General features: G+C 60.7%; 15 protein-coding genes. 6 read left to right on the plus strand and 9 right to left on the minus strand.

The genetic code is table 11. The annotated features are described in order from the left end of the window. Positions 1–67: 67 nt before the first annotated feature. Both RCF49_RS13310 and RCF49_RS13315 read right to left on the minus strand, forming a co-directional pair. On the minus strand, positions 68–2,578 hold the full coding sequence (locus RCF49_RS13310; protein ID WP_342640370.1) for a GcvT family protein: 2,511 nt from the start codon (positions 2,576–2,578) through the stop codon (positions 68–70). Positions 2,579–2,688: 110 nt separating this feature from the next. Continuing rightward, a complete protein-coding gene (locus tag RCF49_RS13315; protein WP_342640371.1) occupies positions 2,689–3,390 on the minus strand; it encodes a YggS family pyridoxal phosphate-dependent enzyme in 702 nt (233 codons plus the stop codon). A gap of 132 nt (positions 3,391–3,522) precedes the next feature. Here RCF49_RS13315 and leuS point away from each other — a divergent pair, with 132 nt between their 5' ends. Both leuS and lptE read left to right on the plus strand, forming a co-directional pair. Next, positions 3,523–6,120, plus strand: coding sequence for a leucine--tRNA ligase (gene leuS / locus RCF49_RS13320; RefSeq protein ID WP_342640372.1), 2,598 nt, complete (start codon positions 3,523–3,525; stop codon positions 6,118–6,120). Positions 6,121–6,213: 93 nt separating this feature from the next. Beyond that, complete coding sequence (lptE, locus tag RCF49_RS13325; RefSeq protein WP_342640373.1) at positions 6,214–6,726, plus strand: LPS assembly lipoprotein LptE; 513 nt, start codon at positions 6,214–6,216, stop codon at positions 6,724–6,726. Positions 6,727–6,764: 38 nt separating this feature from the next. Here lptE and xth read toward each other — a convergent pair whose 3' ends face one another. The 4 genes from xth to RCF49_RS13345 form a co-directional block, all read right to left on the minus strand. Beyond that, positions 6,765–7,574, minus strand: coding sequence for an exodeoxyribonuclease III (xth, locus tag RCF49_RS13330; RefSeq protein WP_342640374.1), 810 nt, complete (start codon positions 7,572–7,574; stop codon positions 6,765–6,767). Positions 7,575–7,930: 356 nt separating this feature from the next. Then, positions 7,931–8,698: a LolA family protein gene (locus RCF49_RS13335; RefSeq protein WP_342640375.1), complete on the minus strand. Its 768-nt coding sequence runs from the start codon at positions 8,696–8,698 to the stop codon at positions 7,931–7,933. A gap of 107 nt (positions 8,699–8,805) precedes the next feature. Continuing rightward, entirely contained in the window at positions 8,806–11,445 is a 2,640-nt protein-coding gene (locus RCF49_RS13340; protein ID WP_342640376.1) for an FtsK/SpoIIIE family DNA translocase, read from the minus strand. A gap of 314 nt (positions 11,446–11,759) precedes the next feature. Then, positions 11,760–13,067, minus strand: coding sequence for an ammonium transporter (locus tag RCF49_RS13345; protein WP_342640377.1), 1,308 nt, complete (start codon positions 13,065–13,067; stop codon positions 11,760–11,762). A 302-nt stretch (positions 13,068–13,369) separates the two neighbouring features. Here RCF49_RS13345 and RCF49_RS13350 point away from each other — a divergent pair, with 302 nt between their 5' ends. Beyond that, positions 13,370–13,945: a peroxidase-related enzyme gene (locus RCF49_RS13350; RefSeq protein ID WP_342640378.1), complete on the plus strand. Its 576-nt coding sequence runs from the start codon at positions 13,370–13,372 to the stop codon at positions 13,943–13,945. Between the two features lie 9 nt (positions 13,946–13,954). Here RCF49_RS13350 and RCF49_RS13355 read toward each other — a convergent pair whose 3' ends face one another. Beyond that, a complete protein-coding gene (locus RCF49_RS13355) occupies positions 13,955–14,932 on the minus strand; it encodes a magnesium transporter CorA family protein (RefSeq protein ID WP_342640379.1) in 978 nt (325 codons plus the stop codon). Between the two features lie 371 nt (positions 14,933–15,303). Between RCF49_RS13355 and RCF49_RS13360 the strand changes: the two genes are divergently transcribed. From RCF49_RS13360 to RCF49_RS13370, 3 genes are read left to right on the plus strand one after another with little or no spacing between them, the layout of a single operon-like run. Next, positions 15,304–15,903 (plus strand): LemA family protein, encoded by a 600-nt coding sequence (locus RCF49_RS13360; protein ID WP_432807403.1) that lies wholly within the window; start codon positions 15,304–15,306, stop codon positions 15,901–15,903. A gap of 16 nt (positions 15,904–15,919) precedes the next feature. Next, entirely contained in the window at positions 15,920–16,720 is an 801-nt protein-coding gene (locus tag RCF49_RS13365; protein ID WP_342640381.1) for a TPM domain-containing protein, read from the plus strand. Between the two features lie 3 nt (positions 16,721–16,723). After that, positions 16,724–17,332: a TPM domain-containing protein gene (locus RCF49_RS13370; RefSeq protein ID WP_342644196.1), complete on the plus strand. Its 609-nt coding sequence runs from the start codon at positions 16,724–16,726 to the stop codon at positions 17,330–17,332. Between the two features lie 12 nt (positions 17,333–17,344). Here RCF49_RS13370 and RCF49_RS13375 read toward each other — a convergent pair whose 3' ends face one another. After that, positions 17,345–17,812 (minus strand): TerB family tellurite resistance protein, encoded by a 468-nt coding sequence (locus RCF49_RS13375; protein WP_342640382.1) that lies wholly within the window; start codon positions 17,810–17,812, stop codon positions 17,345–17,347. A 70-nt stretch (positions 17,813–17,882) separates the two neighbouring features. Continuing rightward, positions 17,883–18,284: a VOC family protein gene (locus tag RCF49_RS13380; protein ID WP_342640383.1), complete on the minus strand. Its 402-nt coding sequence runs from the start codon at positions 18,282–18,284 to the stop codon at positions 17,883–17,885. Between the last annotated feature and the right edge of the window lie 177 nt (positions 18,285–18,461).

An 18,461-nucleotide genomic window follows, 5' to 3' on the forward strand; every position in this document is an offset into this window, starting at 1 on the left:
CAAGCCCCGGCTCATCTGAGCCAGGCTTGCTTCACGTGAAACAATTCTCAGAACGGGTGCGATCCGATCAGGCACGCAGCCGTTCGTTCTCGGGATCGAATGGTGACTCCGGTATGACCGTCGCGCCATGCCGCTTGCCCAAAATCTCGATCTCGAAGCTATTGCCGATCTCGGCCATGTCGGGTGGGACCATTGCCATGGCCAGGGACTTGCCGACCCGCCAGCCATATCCGCCCGACGTCGCGCGTCCAACCAGCTTGCCGTTCCTGTAGACTGGCTCGGAGCCGCGGGCATCCGCGTCCGTCACGTCATGTACCTCAAGCGTGACGAGATGGTTGCGGAAACCCCGCGCCTGCCATTCGGCCAAGGCATTCCGGCCGATAAAGTCGCCCTTATTCAAGCTGACGAATTTGTGCAAACCCGATTCGAGGGCGGAATATTCGATCGAGAGCTCCCGTGGGATCAATCGGTATGACTTCTCGAGCCGCAGGCAGTCCATGGCGCGAATGCCGAAGGGCTTGATATCGAACTCGGCACCAGCCGCCATCACTGCATCGAAGATGGTATTTTGCATTTCGATCGGATGATGCAGCTCCCAGCCGAGCTCACCGACGAAATTGACGCGGATCGCCAGGGTCGAGGCGATGTCGACATTGATCATTTTGCCCGAGAGCCATGGGAAGGCGGCATTGGAGAGATCCGTATCGGTGAGCTTGGCCAGCACATCGCGGGAGTGCGGGCCGGCCAGCACCAGCACGCCATACTGGCTCGTGACCTTGGTGAGCCGAACGCTCCCATCCCTTGGCAGGTTCTTCTGCAAGTAGTCATAATCATGCCGCTCAAGCGCGCCGGCGGAAACGAGATAGAAGCTCTGCGGTCCTGCCCGATAGATGGTGAATTCGGAGCGGACCCCGCCATTTTGCGAGAGCATATGGGTGAGCGCGATACGTCCGACCTTCTTCGGGATACGATTGGCGACAAGATGGTCGAGCCAGGCTTCTGCACCGGGCCCCGAGACCTCGAACTTGGCAAAGGCCGACATGTCGAGAAGCCCGACGCTCTCGTGCACATGACGCGCCTCGCGCCCGACATGCTCGAAATAGTTCGACCGCCGGAAGCTCCATTTCTCGCGAATGGGCTCGCCCGGCTTTGCCGGGGGATGATTTTCATGCAGCAAGGTGCTCGGCTGGTTGAGATCCTCCGCAGAGAGGCTCAAGTCTTTCGGGGCGAACCAGTTCGGGCGCTCCCAGCCATAGACCGAGCCGAACACCGCCCCCAGCGCCTTCATGCGATCATAGCAGGGCGCGCGTTTCAGCGGCCGCGCCGCCGCGCGCTCCTCATCGGGATAGTGCACGGTGAACACATTGGCATAGGCCTCCTCATTTTTCCGCTTGAGATAGCCGTGTGTGGCGTAAGGACCAAAGCGCCGGGGATCAACGCCCATCATGTCGATCGAGGGCTCCCCTTCGATGATCCATTCCGCAAGCTGCCAGCCGGCGCCGCCCGCTGCGGTCACACCGAAGGAATGACCTTCGTTCAGCCAGAAATTCTTGAGATCCCAGGCCGGGCCGATAATGGGCGAACCGTCCGGCGTATAGGCAATCGCCCCGTTATAGACCTTCTTGATGCCGACCTCACCAAAGGCCGGCACCCGCGCGATGGCCGTTTCGATATGAGGCTCGAGCCGTTCGAGGTCCTCCTGAAACAGCTCATATTCGGATTGATCCCCCGGGCCGTCCACATAGCAGACCGGTGCGCCCACCTCGTAGGGCCCCAGCAGTAATCCGCCATTCTCCTCGCGCATATACCAGGAGCTGTCGGATTCCCGCAGCACACCCATCTCGGGCAGACCGGCCTTTTGCCGCTCGATGATCGCCGGGTGGGGCTCGGTGACGATATACTGATGCTCGACCGGTATGACGGGGATGTCGAGCCCGACCATGGCGCCGGTGCGTCTTGCGAAATTGCCGCTGGCCGAGACCACGTGTTCGGCGGTGATGTCGCCCTTGTCCGTCTTCACCAGCCATTCGCCATTCGGCTTCTGTTCGATGCCCATGACGGTCGTGTTGCGATAGATTTCCGCACCCCGGTTACGAGCGCCGCGGGCGAGCGCCTGGGTTAAATCAGCCGGCTGGATATAGCCGTCATCGGGATGTTGGATGGCACCGAGCAGCCCATCGGTGACCGCCAGCGGCCAGATTTCCTTGACCTGCTCTGGCGTGAGCACGTTGACCTTGACGCCGATCGTCTTGGCGATGCCGGCGTAATACATATACTCGTCCCACCGGTCCCTGGTGCGTGCGAGGCGGATGTTGGAAACTTGCCTGAAGCCTACATGCTGGCCGGTTTCCTCCTCCAGCGTCCTGTAGAGGGCCACGGAATATTTATGGATCTGCCCAACCGAATAGCTCATGTTGAACAGAGGCAGTAGCCCCGCGGCATGCCATGTGGAACCGGAGGTCAGCTCCTTGCGCTCGACCAGCACCACATCCGGCCAGCCCTTCTTGGCCAGGTGATAGAGCGTGGATACGCCGACCACGCCGCCTCCGATCACAACCACCCGTGCTTGGCTTTTCATGAAACCGCCCTGTCCCAGTATGTCTCGCTGATCCCGAGAATAGGGGCGGCATAAGGGAAGGCACAAGGCGCAGCGACGGTGGTTAAGCCGAATGCGACACGCTCTGCTTGTTAGCCTGGGGTCGCAGGATAGGCTCGCGCGCCGAATATTGCACTGCCCACGCGCACATAGGTGGCGCCGAAAGCAATCGCGGTCTCGAAATCACCGCTCATGCCCATGCTGAGCTCGGCCAGTCCATTCCGTTTGGCGATCTTGTCGAGCAGCGCGAAGTGAAGCGCCGGCTCTTCCTCAACTGGCGGGATGCACATGAGGCCCGCGATCTCAAGCCCCCATTCCTCCCGGCAGGATTTGAGGAATGCGTCCGCATCCTGAGGCAGCACGCCGGCCTTTTGCGGCTCGGCCCCCGTATTGACCTGCACGAGCAGCTTGGGCCTGCGCCCTTGCTTCTCCATCTCCTTGGCAAGCTCTGCTGCGAGCTTTGGTCGGTCGACCGTATGGATCGCATCGAACAGGGCTACGGCCTCCTTCACCTTGTTCGTCTGCAACGGCCCGATGAGGTGAAGCTCAATATCGGAAAAACGCTCGCATAGGTGCGGAAATTTCGATTTCGCCTCCTGTACCCGGTTCTCGCCGAACACCCTTTGGCCCGCCTCGATAACCGGCACGATTTCCTCGGGCTCGAAGGTCTTGGAGACCGCAATGAGGGTGACATCCTGGGCCGAGCGGTTCGCCGCTTTGCAGGCCGCTTCGATCCTCGCAATCACATCGGCAAGGCCTCGATGAGCAATTGAACCGGAGGCAAGTGTCACCATTTGTCCTTTCCTGGCCTAAGCAGCATGCTTTAAGCAAGGCCGCGACTTGCAGGGCCCATAAAGTCCGTGTAAGTCGAGCAGCCAGCCGCCTTTTTCCTAACCATTCTGCGGCACGAAACAAGGCCGATCCTGATGGAACGCTACAATCCGCGTGTGACCGAGCCCCATTGGCAGAAGCAGTGGGAGGAGAAACGCTGCTTTGAGGCGAGCGAAGGCTCTGACAAGCCTAAATATTACGTGCTTGAGATGTTCCCTTACCCCTCCGGGCGCATCCATATGGGGCACGTGCGCAACTATACCATGGGCGATGTGACCGCACGCTATAAGCGGGCCAAGGGCTTCAACGTGCTCCATCCCATGGGCTGGGATGCATTCGGCATGCCCGCCGAGAACGCGGCCATCGAGCGCGGCATCCATCCCGCGAAATGGACCTACGACAATATCGCGACCATGCGTCGCCAGCTGAAGCTCATGGGTCTGTCGCTCGACTGGAGCCGGGAGCTGGCCACCTGCGATCCCTCCTATTACCGCCATGAGCAGGCGATGTTTCTCGATTTCCTCACGGCAGGGCTGGTCGAGCGCAAGGTCTCCATGGTCAATTGGGACCCGGTCGATAACACGGTGCTCGCCAATGAGCAGGTGATCGATGGGAAGGGCTGGCGCTCGGGCGCGCCGGTTGAAAAGCGCGAGCTCGCGCAGTGGTTCTTGAAGATCACCGACTATGCTCAGGAGCTCTTGGACGCGCTCGACACGCTCGAGCGCTGGCCGGAAAAAGTGCGCCTCATGCAACGCAACTGGATCGGTCGATCCGAGGGCCTGCGCTTTTCCTTCGCGCTCGAGCGTGAGGATGGAACCCCGCTGGACGAGCGGCTGACGGTCTATACCACGCGGCATGATACGATCTTCGGCGCGAGCTTCTGTGCGGTTGCTGCCGACCATGAGCTCACGCGCGATCTGGCCGAGCGGTCGCCTGAGATTGCCGCCTTCCGTGCGGACTGTGCAGCACTCGGCACCAGCGAGGAAGCAATCGAGCGGGCGGAAAAGCGCGGCATGCCGCTTGGCATCTATGCGCGCCACCCCTTCCGGCCGGAGGTTAGGCTGCCGGTCTATGCCGCCAATTTCGTGCTGATGGGCTATGGGGAAGGGGCGATCTTCGGCTGCCCCGCCCATGACCAGCGCGACCTCGATTTCGCCCGTAAGTATGGCTTGCCTGTATTGCCGGTTGTCGCCCCGCGTGACGTGGACCCTGCCACTTTCATCATTGGGGATGAGGCATTTACCGATACGGAAGGGGACGCGGTCGTCCTCATCAATTCGGATTTCCTGGACGGGATGAGCGTTCCCGATGCAAAGGCCGAAGTCGCCCGGCGCATGGAGGCCAATGGCACAGGTGAGCGCACCGTCAATTTCCGCCTGCGCGATTGGGGTGTCTCACGCCAGCGCTACTGGGGCTGTCCGGTGCCAGTCATCCACTGTCCGCAATGCGGCGTCGTGCCTGTGCCCAAAGAACAGCTTCCGGTCACCCTGCCGGAGGATGTGACCTTCGACAGACCCGGCAATCCACTCGACCATCACCCGACCTGGAAATATGTGAAATGCCCAACTTGCGGGGCTGATGCGACGCGGGAAACGGATACGTTCGATACGTTCATCGACTCGGCTTGGTATTTCGCCCGCTTCTGCTCGCCGCAGGCGGAAATCCCGGTCACACCGGAGGCGGCTCAATACTGGATGCCGGTCGACCAGTATATTGGCGGTGTCGAACACGCGATCCTGCATCTGCTCTATTCACGCTTCTTTGTGCGCGCCATGAAGCGCACCGGTCACATCAATCTCGACGAGCCGTTCAGCGGCCTCTTCACGCAAGGTATGGTGTGTCATGAGACCTATAAGGATGCGCAAGGCCGGTGGCTCTACCCGGAAGAGGTGGTGCTTGGCGAGAACGGCGCCGTTCATGCCAAGACAGGCGAGCCGGTCACGGTAGGACCGGTTGAGTCCATGTCCAAATCGAAGCGCAATGTGGTGGACCCGGAAGCGATCATCGAGCAGTTCGGTGCCGATACGGCCCGCTGGTTCATGCTATCGGATACGCCGCCCGAGCGCGACATGGAATGGACGGAAGCTGGCGCCGAAAGCGCTTATCGCTTCATCCAGCGCCTCTGGCGGATGGTGAATGAGATCGCCGAGACGACGCCTGCCCGCGGTGAAATGCCGAAAGCCTTCGGACAGGAGGCGCTGGGCATCCGCAAAGCTGCGCATCGGGCGCTGCACGCGGTATGCCAGGACATTGAGGGCCTGCGGTTCAATCGGGCGATCGCCCGCATCTACGAGCTCGCCAACACGATGCAGGGGGCTATCCGCACCGACGTGAAGCCCGAGCCCGATCTCGCCTGGGCTTTGCGTGAAGCGGCGGAGATCATGGTTCAGATCGCCAATCCGATGATGCCGCATGTGACCGAGGCCTGCTGGCAGGTGCTCGGGCACGACACGCTGCTCGCCCACGTGACGTGGCCGGAGGCGGATGCCGAGCTCATTGTGGATGATACGGTAACCATCGCCGTGCAGGTTAATGGCAAGCGGCGTGATGATCTCACCATTCCGCGCGGTGCTGCAAAGGATGAGATTGAAGCATCCGCGTTGAAGCTTGATAATGTCCGCCGGGCGATCGGTGATAAGCCGGTGAGACGGGTGATCGTCGTGCCCGATCGGATCGTGAATGTCGTGGTGTGATGAGCTTGCGGTGAGCCTAGCGGCTGGTATCGCAGGGAAAGCCGATGATCCGGCCGCGCGGGGCGGCCGGTCTGACCAATAGAGGGGATACTCTTGGCAAATCGTCGCGCGCGAGCGGCACTCGCCGTGATACTCGCTCTGGCAGGTCTGCCGCTTGCGGGCTGCGGGTTCAAGCCCATGTATGCCACGCAAGCCGGTGGGTCTTCCGTTGCGGTGACGCTTGCTGGGATAGCCGTTGCCGAGCAGAACAGCCGGCCGGGTCAGCTCGTCCGCAATGCGCTGCTTGACCGGATCGCACCGGTCGGCCAGGGGCAGCCCGAGCGCTACCGGCTCGACTTCAGCTTGGCCGAGAGCGACTTCGACATCTCGATCGAGCGCAATACCGACGTCAACCGGATGTCCTATACGCTCACCGTTGCCTATCGTCTGGTCGATCTCAGCACGGGGGCGAGCATCCTCAGTGGCGAGACCTTCTCGCGGGTCTCATATGACCGCGTGCCGTCGGAGTTTGCCAATCTGCAGGCCCATCGCAATGCGGTGGAGCGCGCAGCACTTGAGGTGGCCGACAATATCCAGATCAGGCTCGGTGCCTTCTTCTCTCAGTAGCGCCAGGTATATCCGTAAAGACGTCAAGCGGCGTGGGCTCAGGCCAGATCGAATTCCGCGATGACGGGCACGTGATCTGAGGGCTGAGGCCAGCCTCGGGCATCCCGCACCACGTGGGCCGCCGTGCATTTGGTTTCCAGGGCCCGACTTGCCCAGATATGGTCGAGCCGGCGCCCTTTATCGGCGGCGGCCCAGTCGCGGGCCCGGTAGCTCCACCACGTATAAAGCCGCTGCTCCGGTGGAATGTGACAGCGCACCAGATCCACCCAATCATGGGCAGCACGCACTGCATCGAGATGCTCAACCTCGATCGGGGTATGGCTCACCACCTTGAGCAGCTGCTTGTGGGACCAGACGTCCGTTTCGAGCGGTGCGATATTGAGATCGCCGACCATGACCATAGGCAACGGATGCGCGCTCGCATCCGCAAACCAGCTCTGCATCTCCTTGAGGAAGGCGAGCTTGTGAGCAAACTTGTCGTTGATCACCGGGTCGGGCTCATCACCCCCGGCTGGCACATAAAAATTGTGAAGAACGACAGGGGATTGGGCGCCGTTGATCACAACCGAGATATGGCGCGCGTCATCCTTCTCGCAGAAGAGACGGTGGGTGACGTCGAGGAATGGCACCTTCGAGATCGTCGCAACCCCATGATAGCCCTTCTGCCCACGTAAGGCGATATGGCTATAGCCGAGGCTGTGAAACATGCGGGTGGGAAAACTGCCATCCACGCATTTGATTTCCTGCAGGCAGAGAATGTCCGGCTGGTGATCCCTGAGGAAGCGCTCGACAAGCCCGATGCGCAGCCGCACCGAGTTGATGTTCCAGGTGGCGATCTTCAGTCGCATTCTTTGCTCGGGAGGTCCTACTGTCTCTAAGAAGATGCAGGAGAGCTCTAGCGGGCGGCGGCATGGAGCGCAAGGGCTGCTCCAAAAAGAAAGGGCGCCCGGTCGGGGGCCCGGGCGCCCAGCGCTTGTGCGCTTTCTGCGTCGGGAGGGGATACCGACGCTTTAGCAGCTGTTTCTATGGCCAATCGAGCGGGGGGCAGTTTGGCCATTGAGAGAGAGGGGGAAACAACCGCTACCCCCCATAAATGGCCCATTGCCTGTTGCGTTTCAATCACTCTCTTGAAAAAAATTTCGTGATTGAGTGAATATTTCCTGCAAACGCCGGCCATCCCCTTGATTCTCTCAGAAGAATCGGTTTAGCGCCGCTCGCGCGTATCAATCCGGCGCGGAGCATTGAACACGAACAACTTGGGATCGGGGGCCACGTTGGTGGTGATATTGGAGAGAGAGATGGTCGTGCGATTGCCATCTCCATCCACGATGATCCATTGAACGAGCTCGGGTTTCTGCTCATCGAAGACGAGAATGAGCTGCCCCGGCACGAAGGCCGACTTATCCTCGAGCGTGATGGCGACCAGGTTATCCTGCCGCTTCACATCGACCACCTTGGCCTCATCGAGCAGGTTCACCTTCGGCGCGAGCACCAGCTGCAGCGGTGTTTTGGACAGGGGATAATAGTCCGTCTTCTCGTTCTTCTTGTTGGCCACGATGACATAGCTGCCGTCTGCCACCACGAGGAAGGGATTGGGCGGGGCATATTCGAAGCGCAGCTTGCCAGGCTTGCTAATATAGAACAGACCCTGGGAGACATGGCCCTTGGGGCCAACTTGAACGAACTCGCCTTGAATGTTCGAGAAACGGTTGAAATAGTCAGAGACGCTCTGCACAGACTTCGCCTGATCCGCCGTCAGTCTCGGGGCGGGCGCCGCGAGCGCGGGTGCGACCGAAACGGCGCTGCCCGTCACGGCGATTGTTGCCAGCGCAAGAGCCCCAGCTGCAAAGACAGATTTCAGGGCGCGTGGTGCGCGCCGGATGGCAATGGTGAACATGGCCGTTTCTCGCTCCATTCGGTCGATCTGGTCATGGCGGATCTCGTGCTGCCCATGAAGAGCTCCATCCGCCAAAACACTTCTTCTAGAGCGTTTTCGCTTCTCTCCGGTCTGCGAAACCGCTCCACCTCTTGCTCGGTCGCACTTTCGTCACGCAGGTAACGGCTTCGCGCGAAAATGCTCTAGTCCTCCGCATCCCGGCCTTCGCCGACCAGGATTGTTCGCTTGCCCGCATGATTGGCAGGGCTGATGATGCCTTCCTGCTCCATCCGCTCGATCAGTGACGCTGCCCGGTTATAGCCGATCTGCAGCCGGCGCTGGATGTAGCTGGTTGACGCCTTGCGATCCCGAAGCACCACAGCGACCGCCTGCGCGTAGATATCATCTGAGTCATCCACAGCACCTGCATCGGCCAATGGCCCTGCCCCGCTGTCGTTCTCGATCTCCTCAGTGATGTCCTGCAGATATTCGGGAGCTGCCTGTGATTTCAAGTGATCGACGATGCTTTCTACTTCCTGATCCGAAACAAAGGCGCCATGAAGGCGCGTGATGCGGCCGCCGCCTGCCATGTACAACATGTCGCCTTGGCCGAGCAGCTGTTCCGCGCCCTGTTCACCAAGGATTGTACGGCTATCGATTTTGGATGTGACCTGGAAGCTGATGCGAGTCGGGAAATTGGCCTTGATCGTGCCGGTGATCACATCGACCGAGGGGCGCTGAGTGGCCATGATCAGATGAATGCCGGCGGCACGTGCCATTTGGGCGAGCCGCTGGATTGCTCCTTCGATATCCTTGCCCGCGACCATCATCAGATCGGCCATCTCGTCCACGATGACGACGATGAAGGGCAGGGGCGCAAGCGGCATCTCTTCCTGCTCGTAGATGGGCTCGCCCGTCTCCGGGTTGAAACCGGTCTGCACCACCCGGGTCAGGGTCTCACCTTTTTTCGCGGCCTGCTCCACGCGGGTGTTGAAGCCGTCGATATTGCGCACACCCACCTTGGACATCTTCCGGTAGCGGTCTTCCATCTCCCGCACCGCCCATTTGAGCGCGACGACCGCCTTATGGGGGTCGGTGACCACAGGGGTTAGAAGATGCGGAATGCCCTCATAGATCGACAGTTCCAGCATTTTGGGGTCGATCATGATGAGCTTGCATTTCTCGGGCGGCAGACGGTAGAGCAGCGACAGGATCATGGTGTTGATCCCGACGGATTTGCCCGAGCCGGTGGTGCCCGCGATCAGAAGGTGCGGCATGCGGGCAAGGTCGGCAAAGACTGGCTCACCCCCGATATTCTTGCCGAGCGCCAAAGCAAGATCCTGGTTGGTCTTCTCGAAGGCGTCGGAAGCGAGCAGCTCGCGCAGGAACACCGTCTCGCGGCGCGAGTTGGGAAGCTCGATGCCGATCACATTGCGGCCGGGAACCACAGCGACACGGGCGGAAATTGCGCTCATCGAGCGGGCGATATCATCCGCAAGGCCGATCACCCGGGACGATTTGATGCCGGGGGCCGGCTCGAGCTCATAGAGCGTGACCACAGGCCCCGGGCGAACATTGATGATCTGTCCCCGCACCCCGAAATCTTCCAGCACGCCCTCGAGCATCCGGGCATTCTGCTGAAGGGCATCGTCACTGAGCTCGACCCCGCGGCGCTGCTGCTTGGGCTCGCTCAAGAGGGCGAGCGGTGGCAATTCAAATGTGCTTTCCTGGGCAAAAGGGAAGGAGGGTTGGGCCTCCTTCCGGGCTCGCCGGCCGGGTTTAAGGGGGGCATCGGTGCGGGAAATGAGTTGGGCACCGTCTGTGCCACGCTCGCGCCCGATATAGTCCTCGTCCGCTTCGGGAGAATCGAGGCCCCAGCCATCGCCAGTCTCGCTGCCTTCTAGCCCCTGATTGTCGAAGCCGGCATTGTCGCCGCCGGATCCATAGGCCCGCACGAGAACAGGCTCGACCCGATCGCCACTTGCGCGCACCAGGGGCGCTGGCAGATCGATCTCGCCCTCATCCGCCCCTGGCGGAATGTGTTGCTTGAGTGCATCCAAAGCGGAGCGGGCATAGGCGGAAGCGGTCCGCGGCGAGCGACCTGGTATCAGCCGGCTGGCAAAGCTCGAAACGGGACCCGCGACCGCATGGCGGCGCCTGCCGAGCAAGGTCTGGCTCCGCAGGAACAGATGCGAGAGGCCACCCGCAAAGCGCTCGGCAGCATCATACGCCCCCTCGCCGAACACCCTTGCGAGCCTCAGCACGGTTTCCGTGTCCACCATGCAGGCATGGCACAAGGCAAAGACCATCACCAATCCGAGCAGAATGGCCGAGAGAAATGCACCGAGGCTGTGACCGAGGACCACACCTAGGAGGGCTGTCAGCGTATCGCCCACAAGATCGCCGGTAAGCCCGCCAAGTCCCGTCGGCAATGGCCAGGATCCCGGCCTTGCCAGGAGCGTGAACATGCCTGCGCCCAGGATCACCGCCAGCGCCCAGCTGATCAGGCGCCGCATGATCCGGGTGATCGGGTGATGGCTCACGAGCCGGGTTCCCCAGGCGATTGCCGGGGTGAGCAGGATGAGCACGGCCAGCCCCAACAGCTGCATAGCCATATCGGCGGCGATCGCACCGGGATAGCCGAGCCAGTTGCGCGGAGGCGTGTCGACCGCGTGATTGAGGCTCGGGTCATTCACCGACCAGCTCGCCAGGCTCAGCGCCATCACCATCGCAGCGGCGAGCAGGGCGAGCCCGCCGAGTTCCGATAACCGGTTTCGCATGAAGACCTTCAGCTTTGCCGGCACCGGCGAACTGTCAGCCTTCAATGGCTTTCTACGCGCCATTCCCTCTCACCCGCATGCAGTTTGCAGCTCGGAAAGGCATATGCGCAATCCACGCAAAGCACACCTTGTCGCGAGGGCCACATCTAGCGCCGCGGTTCACGTTCTTTGCACGGAAGAAGCAAGAATCCGGACACCTGTACCAAGCCGGCAGCATGGGCCCGTATGGTTAAGAAGGCGTAAATACCTATCTGGCCTTCTCCGGAATTCCACACATGACAAGCCCCAGGACTGGAAGGGGAACCAATCCTGGGGCCTCCCCGACGGGGTCAGGCGGAAGCTGCTGGAAAGCTTGCCGCCTGAGTGGAGCTTGTTGATTACGGGACCACTTCCCCGTGCAGGTTGAGGTCGAGCCCGTCGATCTCGGTCTCCCGGCTGACACGCAATCCGATCACGAGATCGATGACCTTGAGGATCACGAAGGTTGCGATACCGCTCCAGATGACGGTGGCGAGAATTCCCCAGATCTGCGTCCAGATCTGCCCGACATTGCCTTCGAGCGCCCCGGGCGTGCCGCCAATGGCCTCCACCGCAAAGACGCCGGTAAGTATGGCGCCGACGATGCCGCCCACGCCGTGAATGCCGAACACATCGAGCGAGTCGTCATAGCCAAGGGCGCGCTTGAGGCTGGTTGCTGCCCAGAAGCAGATGAGGCCGCAGGCAATTCCGATCCAGAGGGCCCCGACAAAGCCGACGAAGCCGGCCGCTGGCGTGATGCCCACAAGCCCTGCCACGGCGCCCGAAATGATGCCGAGAACACTGGGCTTCTTGTGCGTGGCCCACTCCGCGAACATCCAGGCGAGCGCTGCTGCCGCGGCGGCGATCTGGGTGACCGCCATCGCCATGCCCGCGGTCGCATTGGCGCCAACGGCCGAGCCGGCATTGAAGCCGAACCAGCCGAGCCACAGCATGGACGCGCCGATCAGGCTGAGCACGAGATTATGGGGCACCATTGGCTCTGTCGGATAGCCGATGCGCTTGCCCAGCACGAGGGCTGCCACCAGAGCGGCAATGCCCGAATTGATGTGCACGACCGTGCCACCGGCAAAATCAAGCACCCCATCGCCGGCGAGGAAGCCACCGCCCCACACCCAGTGCGTGATCGGCGCATAGACCACGATCAGCCAGATCGCCAGGAACCACAGCAAAGCGGAAAACTTCATGCGATCAGCAAAGGCGCCGCAGATGAGCGCCGGGGTGATGATCGCAAAGGTCATCTGAAAGGTCATGAAGACCGTCTCGGGGATCGTGCCGCTGAGCGCCGCTTTTTCCACGCCTGCGAGGAACATCTTGCTGAGGCCGCCCACATAGGCATTGACGGCTCCTCCATCGGTGAAGGCGAGAGAATAGCCGATCACCATCCAGACAATCGTCAAGAGGCAGCAGGCCGTGAAGCTCTGCATGAGTGTGGAGAGAACATTCTTTTTGCGGACAAGACCGCCATAGAACAGGGCAAGGCCGGGGATCGTCATCATCAGCACGATGACCGTCGATGTGAGCATCCAGGCCGTATCACCGGAATTGAGGCTTGGCGTTGCATCCTGTGCTGCGGCCGGCCAACTGAAGGCGGCAATCGCGAGAATGAGTGAGGCAAGGCCTGCCGTAATCTTCCTAATTGGCTGCATGGTTGTTTGGACTTTCCCCTTTGCGCGCCGGTCCCCAATGTCAGGCCAATATCGACGCGCTGCTATGACCGTGAGGAGGGGAATCAACCTTCGTGCCACGGCGATGGTTTGGCAGAAAAGCCGTTGCAGCGGGGGACTTACCTGGCGCCGGCCACGACCGGGTGCAGCTTTTGGCGCTCAGTATGCCTAGATTTTAGCCAGGCATGGGCAGCCATGCCGGGTTTTTGATCAGGCATGGCAAGATTGATCGCGCCAGCATCGGCTGTCAGTCTCAGACTGTGCTGGGTCAACAGAGGGTTCGGATGATGGCTGCGAGCGATAAGGTGATGGCGCTGGATCTGCCGAAGCAAGGCGAGCTGACGGAGCGACAGCAGAGCTATTTTGCCAAATGCGAGGAGAAGCTGGGTTTCATTCCCAATGTGCTGAAGGCCTATGCATTCGATCCAGCAAAGCTGCAGGCCTTCATCGATATGTATAATGATCTCATGCTTGGGGATTCGAATTTGACGAAGCTCGAGCGTGAGATGATCGCGGTGGCCGTCAGCTCGGTGAACCATTGCTATTATTGCCTCACCGCGCACGGGGCGGCTGTTCGTCAGCTGTCGAATGATCCGGAGCTTGGCGAGATGATCGCCATGAACTACCGGGCGGCGGATCTTGATCCGCGCCGGAAGGCCATGCTCGATTTTGCGGTGAAACTGACGGAACGGCCTCACGAGATCGAGGAAGCCGATCGGGAAGCCCTGCGGCGGCAGGGCCTCAGCGACCGCGATATCTGGGACGTCGCGGCGGTCGCGAGCTTCTTCAATATGTCGAACCGCATGGCCTCCGCGGTCGATATGCGGCCCAATCCCGAATATCGCTCGCTTGCCCGGTGAACCCGCAGCTCAAAGCCAGCGCTTATGCTTGAAATAGACATAAGGCAGAATCGCGGAGAGGACCATGAGTCCGATCGCGAAGGGATAGCCGAATGACCAATGCAGCTCCGGCATGAAAGAGAAATTCATGCCGTAGATCGAGGCGATCAAGGTGGGGGGCAGGAAGACCACCGCGGCCACCGAGAAGATCTTGATGATGCCGGTCTGCTCGATATTGATCATGCCGAGCGTTGCATCCAGCATGAAATTGATGTTGCTGGTGAGAAACAGGGCATGATCCGACAAGGCCATGACGTCACGGGCCACGGTCTTGAAGCTGCGCGCCAGGGCTTTATCCGCCTTTTGACCACCGGGTCGGCTTAGAAAAGCGCTCAACCGCGAGAGCGTGAGCAGGCTTTCGCGAACCCGGCTGACCAGCACCTGGCTCGTGCCAACGCGCCGCAGCACGTCTTGGTAGTCAATTCCGTGGCTGCCGCGCGCCGGATCCTCCTTCGAGAAGATCTCCTGGGCAACACCATCGAGGGTTCGCTGCGTCGCCTCGAGCAAGTCGGCGATTCGGTCAGTGATCGCATCGAGCAACCCGGCGAGCACGCCTTCTCCGGTGACGACGCCATAGCCGGGCCGTTGAACCTGGGCGGCGAAGGCGCGGAACGGCATGGGATCGGAATAGCGCACCGTCACGAGGCGATGGCCGATGAGCACGAAGGTGATCGGCTCGAGCGAGGGTGAGCCCGTATCGGCCCGCGACAGCACGGCAGCGGTCAGGAAGTAAGCATTATCCTCCTGGTAAAGTCGGCTCGAGACCTCGATCTCGGACATTTCCTCATGGGTTGGAATGTCAACGCCCAATGCGGTCTCGACGCAGGTCTCTTCATCCGCTGTCGGATTTTGAAGGTCGATCCAGATGACCGTGTCTGGCAGGGCATCTTTCGGCGACCAGTTGATCCGGGCCAGCGTTCCATTGGTGAGCATGTAGGCATTGATCATGAGCGCGATCCATGACGGGACGGCGAGCGCGTCCGAATGGCCGATCAGTAGCGCCTATTAAACCGGGCCAAAGCAGACGCCAATCGATTTGTCTGGGCATAGGTGGAAACGATGACGATTTGCCAACGCTGTCCGAGTCTATCTCCAATTGCCTTAAGGCCCCGCTTCCCAAACCGTTAACGATCAGCTAAAAGCCCGCACGACTCAGTCAGCACGCCAACGAGACGAGTACAGCTCGTGACAAAATGCGTCGGGCACGGTGCTGAGTCTGTGGCGGTCAGGTGCGAGTCAAGAAAATACCAATCTAAAGCCCCTATAATGAATACAGTGTCGGCTTCTGCGCCGATATGTTCTCAAGGATCAGTCATATGATGGATCTCGCGCGCAAGCTGTCTCTTGTCTTCGCTACATTATTTACATTTGTGTTGCTGTCTGGATGCGGAATTAATACAATTCCCACATATCAGGAGCAGGCCAAGGCCGCATGGAGCGAAGTTCTCAACCAATACAAGCGGCGGTCAGATCTTATTCCCAATCTCGTCGAGACGGTGAAGGGCTATGCGGCCCAGGAAAAGGACGTGCTCACATCGGTGGTGGAGGCGCGGGCCAAGGCCACGCAGATGACCCTGCCGCCGGACGCGCTGAACAATCCCGACCTGGTGAAGCAATTCCAGGAGCGGCAGGATGCTTTGGGCAGTTCCTTGTCCCGCCTGCTTGCGGTCGTTGAGAACTATCCTGACCTTAAGTCCAACCAGAACTTCCTTGCGCTTCAATCGCAGCTCGAAGGAACCGAAAACCGTATCGCGGTCGCCCGGCGCGACTATATCGAGGCGGTCCGGCGCTATAACACCGAACTTCTGACGATTCCGGGTCGCTGGTGGGCCAGCTTCCTCTATCCCGATGCCAAGCCCATGGCGGAGTTCGATATCCCGACCGAGGAGCAGCAGGCGCCCAAGGTGCAGTTCAACTGATTAGGACTGGACCACAATGAGCGACAGCAGCATCGGCGGTGGCAAGCCCCTCCACCCGGTCTGGCGCGCCCTGGCCTATTTCGTGGTCTGGATCGCCGCGAGCACCTTCTGGTTTGCGCTGTGCTATGCGGCCCCTAATTTCCCCCCGCTGACGGGACGGGTGGTTGACCAGACGGGGATGTTGACGCCCGAGCAGGCGGCTCAGGTCTCATCCAAGCTCGAGGCGCTCGAGCGTGAGACCGGTATCCAGCTCGTGGTGGCGATCATCCGGTCACTGGATGGCAACGAGATCCGCGATTACGGCTATCAGCTGGGCCGCTACTGGCAGCTTGGGCAGAAGGACAAGAACAACGGTGTCCTTCTGCTTATCGTCCCCTCGCAAAATCAGGTCTCTATCGAGGTCGGCTACGGGCTCGAAGGTGTGCTGACCGATGCGACCTCGCGGGTCATCATCGAGAACGCCATTGTCCCCGCTTTTCGCCAGGGCCGTTTTGCAGATGGTGTCAATGCCGCTGTGGACGATATCAGCGCCGTGGTGAAGGGCGATGAGCCCGCATCCGCCCCCCAGCAGATCCAGGATGACAGGGATTTCGGCCTCGATGACCTGCTCCCCCTGCTCTTCATGCTGTTTGTGGCCATTATGATCATCAGAGCATCCCGCGGCGCGCGCGGTGGCCGGCGCGGCGGTGGCAACTTTCCCATTATCATCACCCCTGGCGGCTTCGGCGGTGGATTCGGCGGCGGCGGCTTCGGCGGTGGTGGATTTTCCGGTGGCGGAGGCAGCTTCGGTGGAGGCGGCGCCTCCGGCAGTTGGTGAGTGATGTTGAAACCCGGCGATACCGCGCGCATCAATGATGCGATCACCCAGGCCGAGAGCAAGACCAGCGGCGAGATTGTCGCCGTGCTGGCCCAGGAGAGCGATGACTATATCTACATCCCGATACTCTGGGCGAGCCTTGCGGCGCTGCTGCTGCCGTTCCCGTTGATATTCCTGACCCGGTTCGGCACGGCGGACATTTACACTCTTCAGCTCGCGCTGTTCATTGTGCTCGCGCTGATCTTCAGCATGCCCGGCCTGCGCCGTTTCGTCATTCCGAAGCGATTGCGGGAGCTGAGAGTTCATCGGCGGGCGGCTGAGCAGTTCCTGGCGCGCAATCTTCACACCACCGAGGGACGCACCGGCGTGCTGCTCTTCGTCTCTCTAGCCGAGCGCTGTGCCGTCATCCTGGCGGATGAGGGAATTGCCGCCAAGGTTGCGCCGTCGACCTGGCAGACGATCATAGACCGGCTCACCGCTGACATCGCGGCCGGACGCCTCGCTGATGGCTTGGTGGCCGCGGTTGCAGACTGCGGAAACATCCTCGCGGCCCATTTTCCGCCCAGGCCGGATGATTTGGACGAACTGCCCAACCATCTCGTGGTGCTTTAGAGATGGAGCAACTTACGCCCGTCTGCTTGGCCCAAGCCGCTCTTGGGCCGCCTTGCGCAGGGTGACCCGATCACGGGTTGACACCCCAATCAGCTCAGCCACCCGCCAGACGAGATTTTCCTCGTAAGGATCAATCCTGCCATCGGCCAGAACCACCTCCCAGAGCATGCCGATAAACACCTTGCGACCCTCCTGGTCGAGGTGATCGGTCACCACTCGCGTGAAGCGATAAAGGTCGATGGCTTCCGCCTCGGCGTGCCGCGCCTCCTCGATGAGCGTTCGCACGGCCTCTTGCGAGAGGCCGAAGCGGCGCGTCAGCACCTCTTCGATTCTCGCGAATTCAGCCTCGTTGATGACATCGTCGATGACACTGGCCCGCACCAGCAATGCGGCCATTGCCAGTTCCAATGCCTGGTCACTCTCGGCTTCGGCGGGGATGAGTTTCTTGATCAGCTGCCACACGAGCTGGAGAGTTAGCACGCCCGCGCCAAAAGTACAGGGCGGCGCCCACTCGGCACCGTCTCGTCCGGCAATCTTCCGGCCTCAGTGGTTAACCCGCATTATGCCGGTGGTAGACGCAAGCCAGCTTGTTGCCGTCGGGATCGCGCACATAGGCGCCATAGAAATGGGGCCCGTATTGTGGCCGGGGACCGGGCGCGCCCTCATTGCTGCCACCATGGGCGAGAGCGGCTGCATGGAAACTGTCGACGGCCGCTTCGTTGGGAGCTGCGAACGCGATCATCGTGCCATTGCCGGCACTGGCTGGCGCTCCATTGAACGGCTTACAGATGTAGAAGCCGGTCCCTTCATCATAGCCAGGCCCCCAGCTTGCCCAACCGCCCGAAGGCTCGCCCTTTCGCTTCTGTCCGATGGCACCGAGCACCGCATCGTAAAATCCGACCGCCCGGTCGAAATCGGAAACACCCACTGTCGTGTAGAGTACAAGCGTCATGGCAGCCCCTCCTCTTACCAGTCTCGGGCGAGCATAGGCCCATGGTTCAGGTCGAAACAAGGGCTTCGCGCAATAGCTTAACGGGGGACTGGGTGATCGGAGTCTTTGTCAGGACTCGGTTTGACATTTGCCGTCTCGAAGATGTGAGTAGGCTCGCCGTAAAAAAGGAACGAGATA

This window comes from Rhodoligotrophos sp. CJ14, from assembly GCF_038811545.1.
In the GTDB taxonomy this organism is placed as follows: domain Bacteria; phylum Pseudomonadota; class Alphaproteobacteria; order Rhizobiales; family Im1; genus Rhodoligotrophos; species Rhodoligotrophos ferricapiens.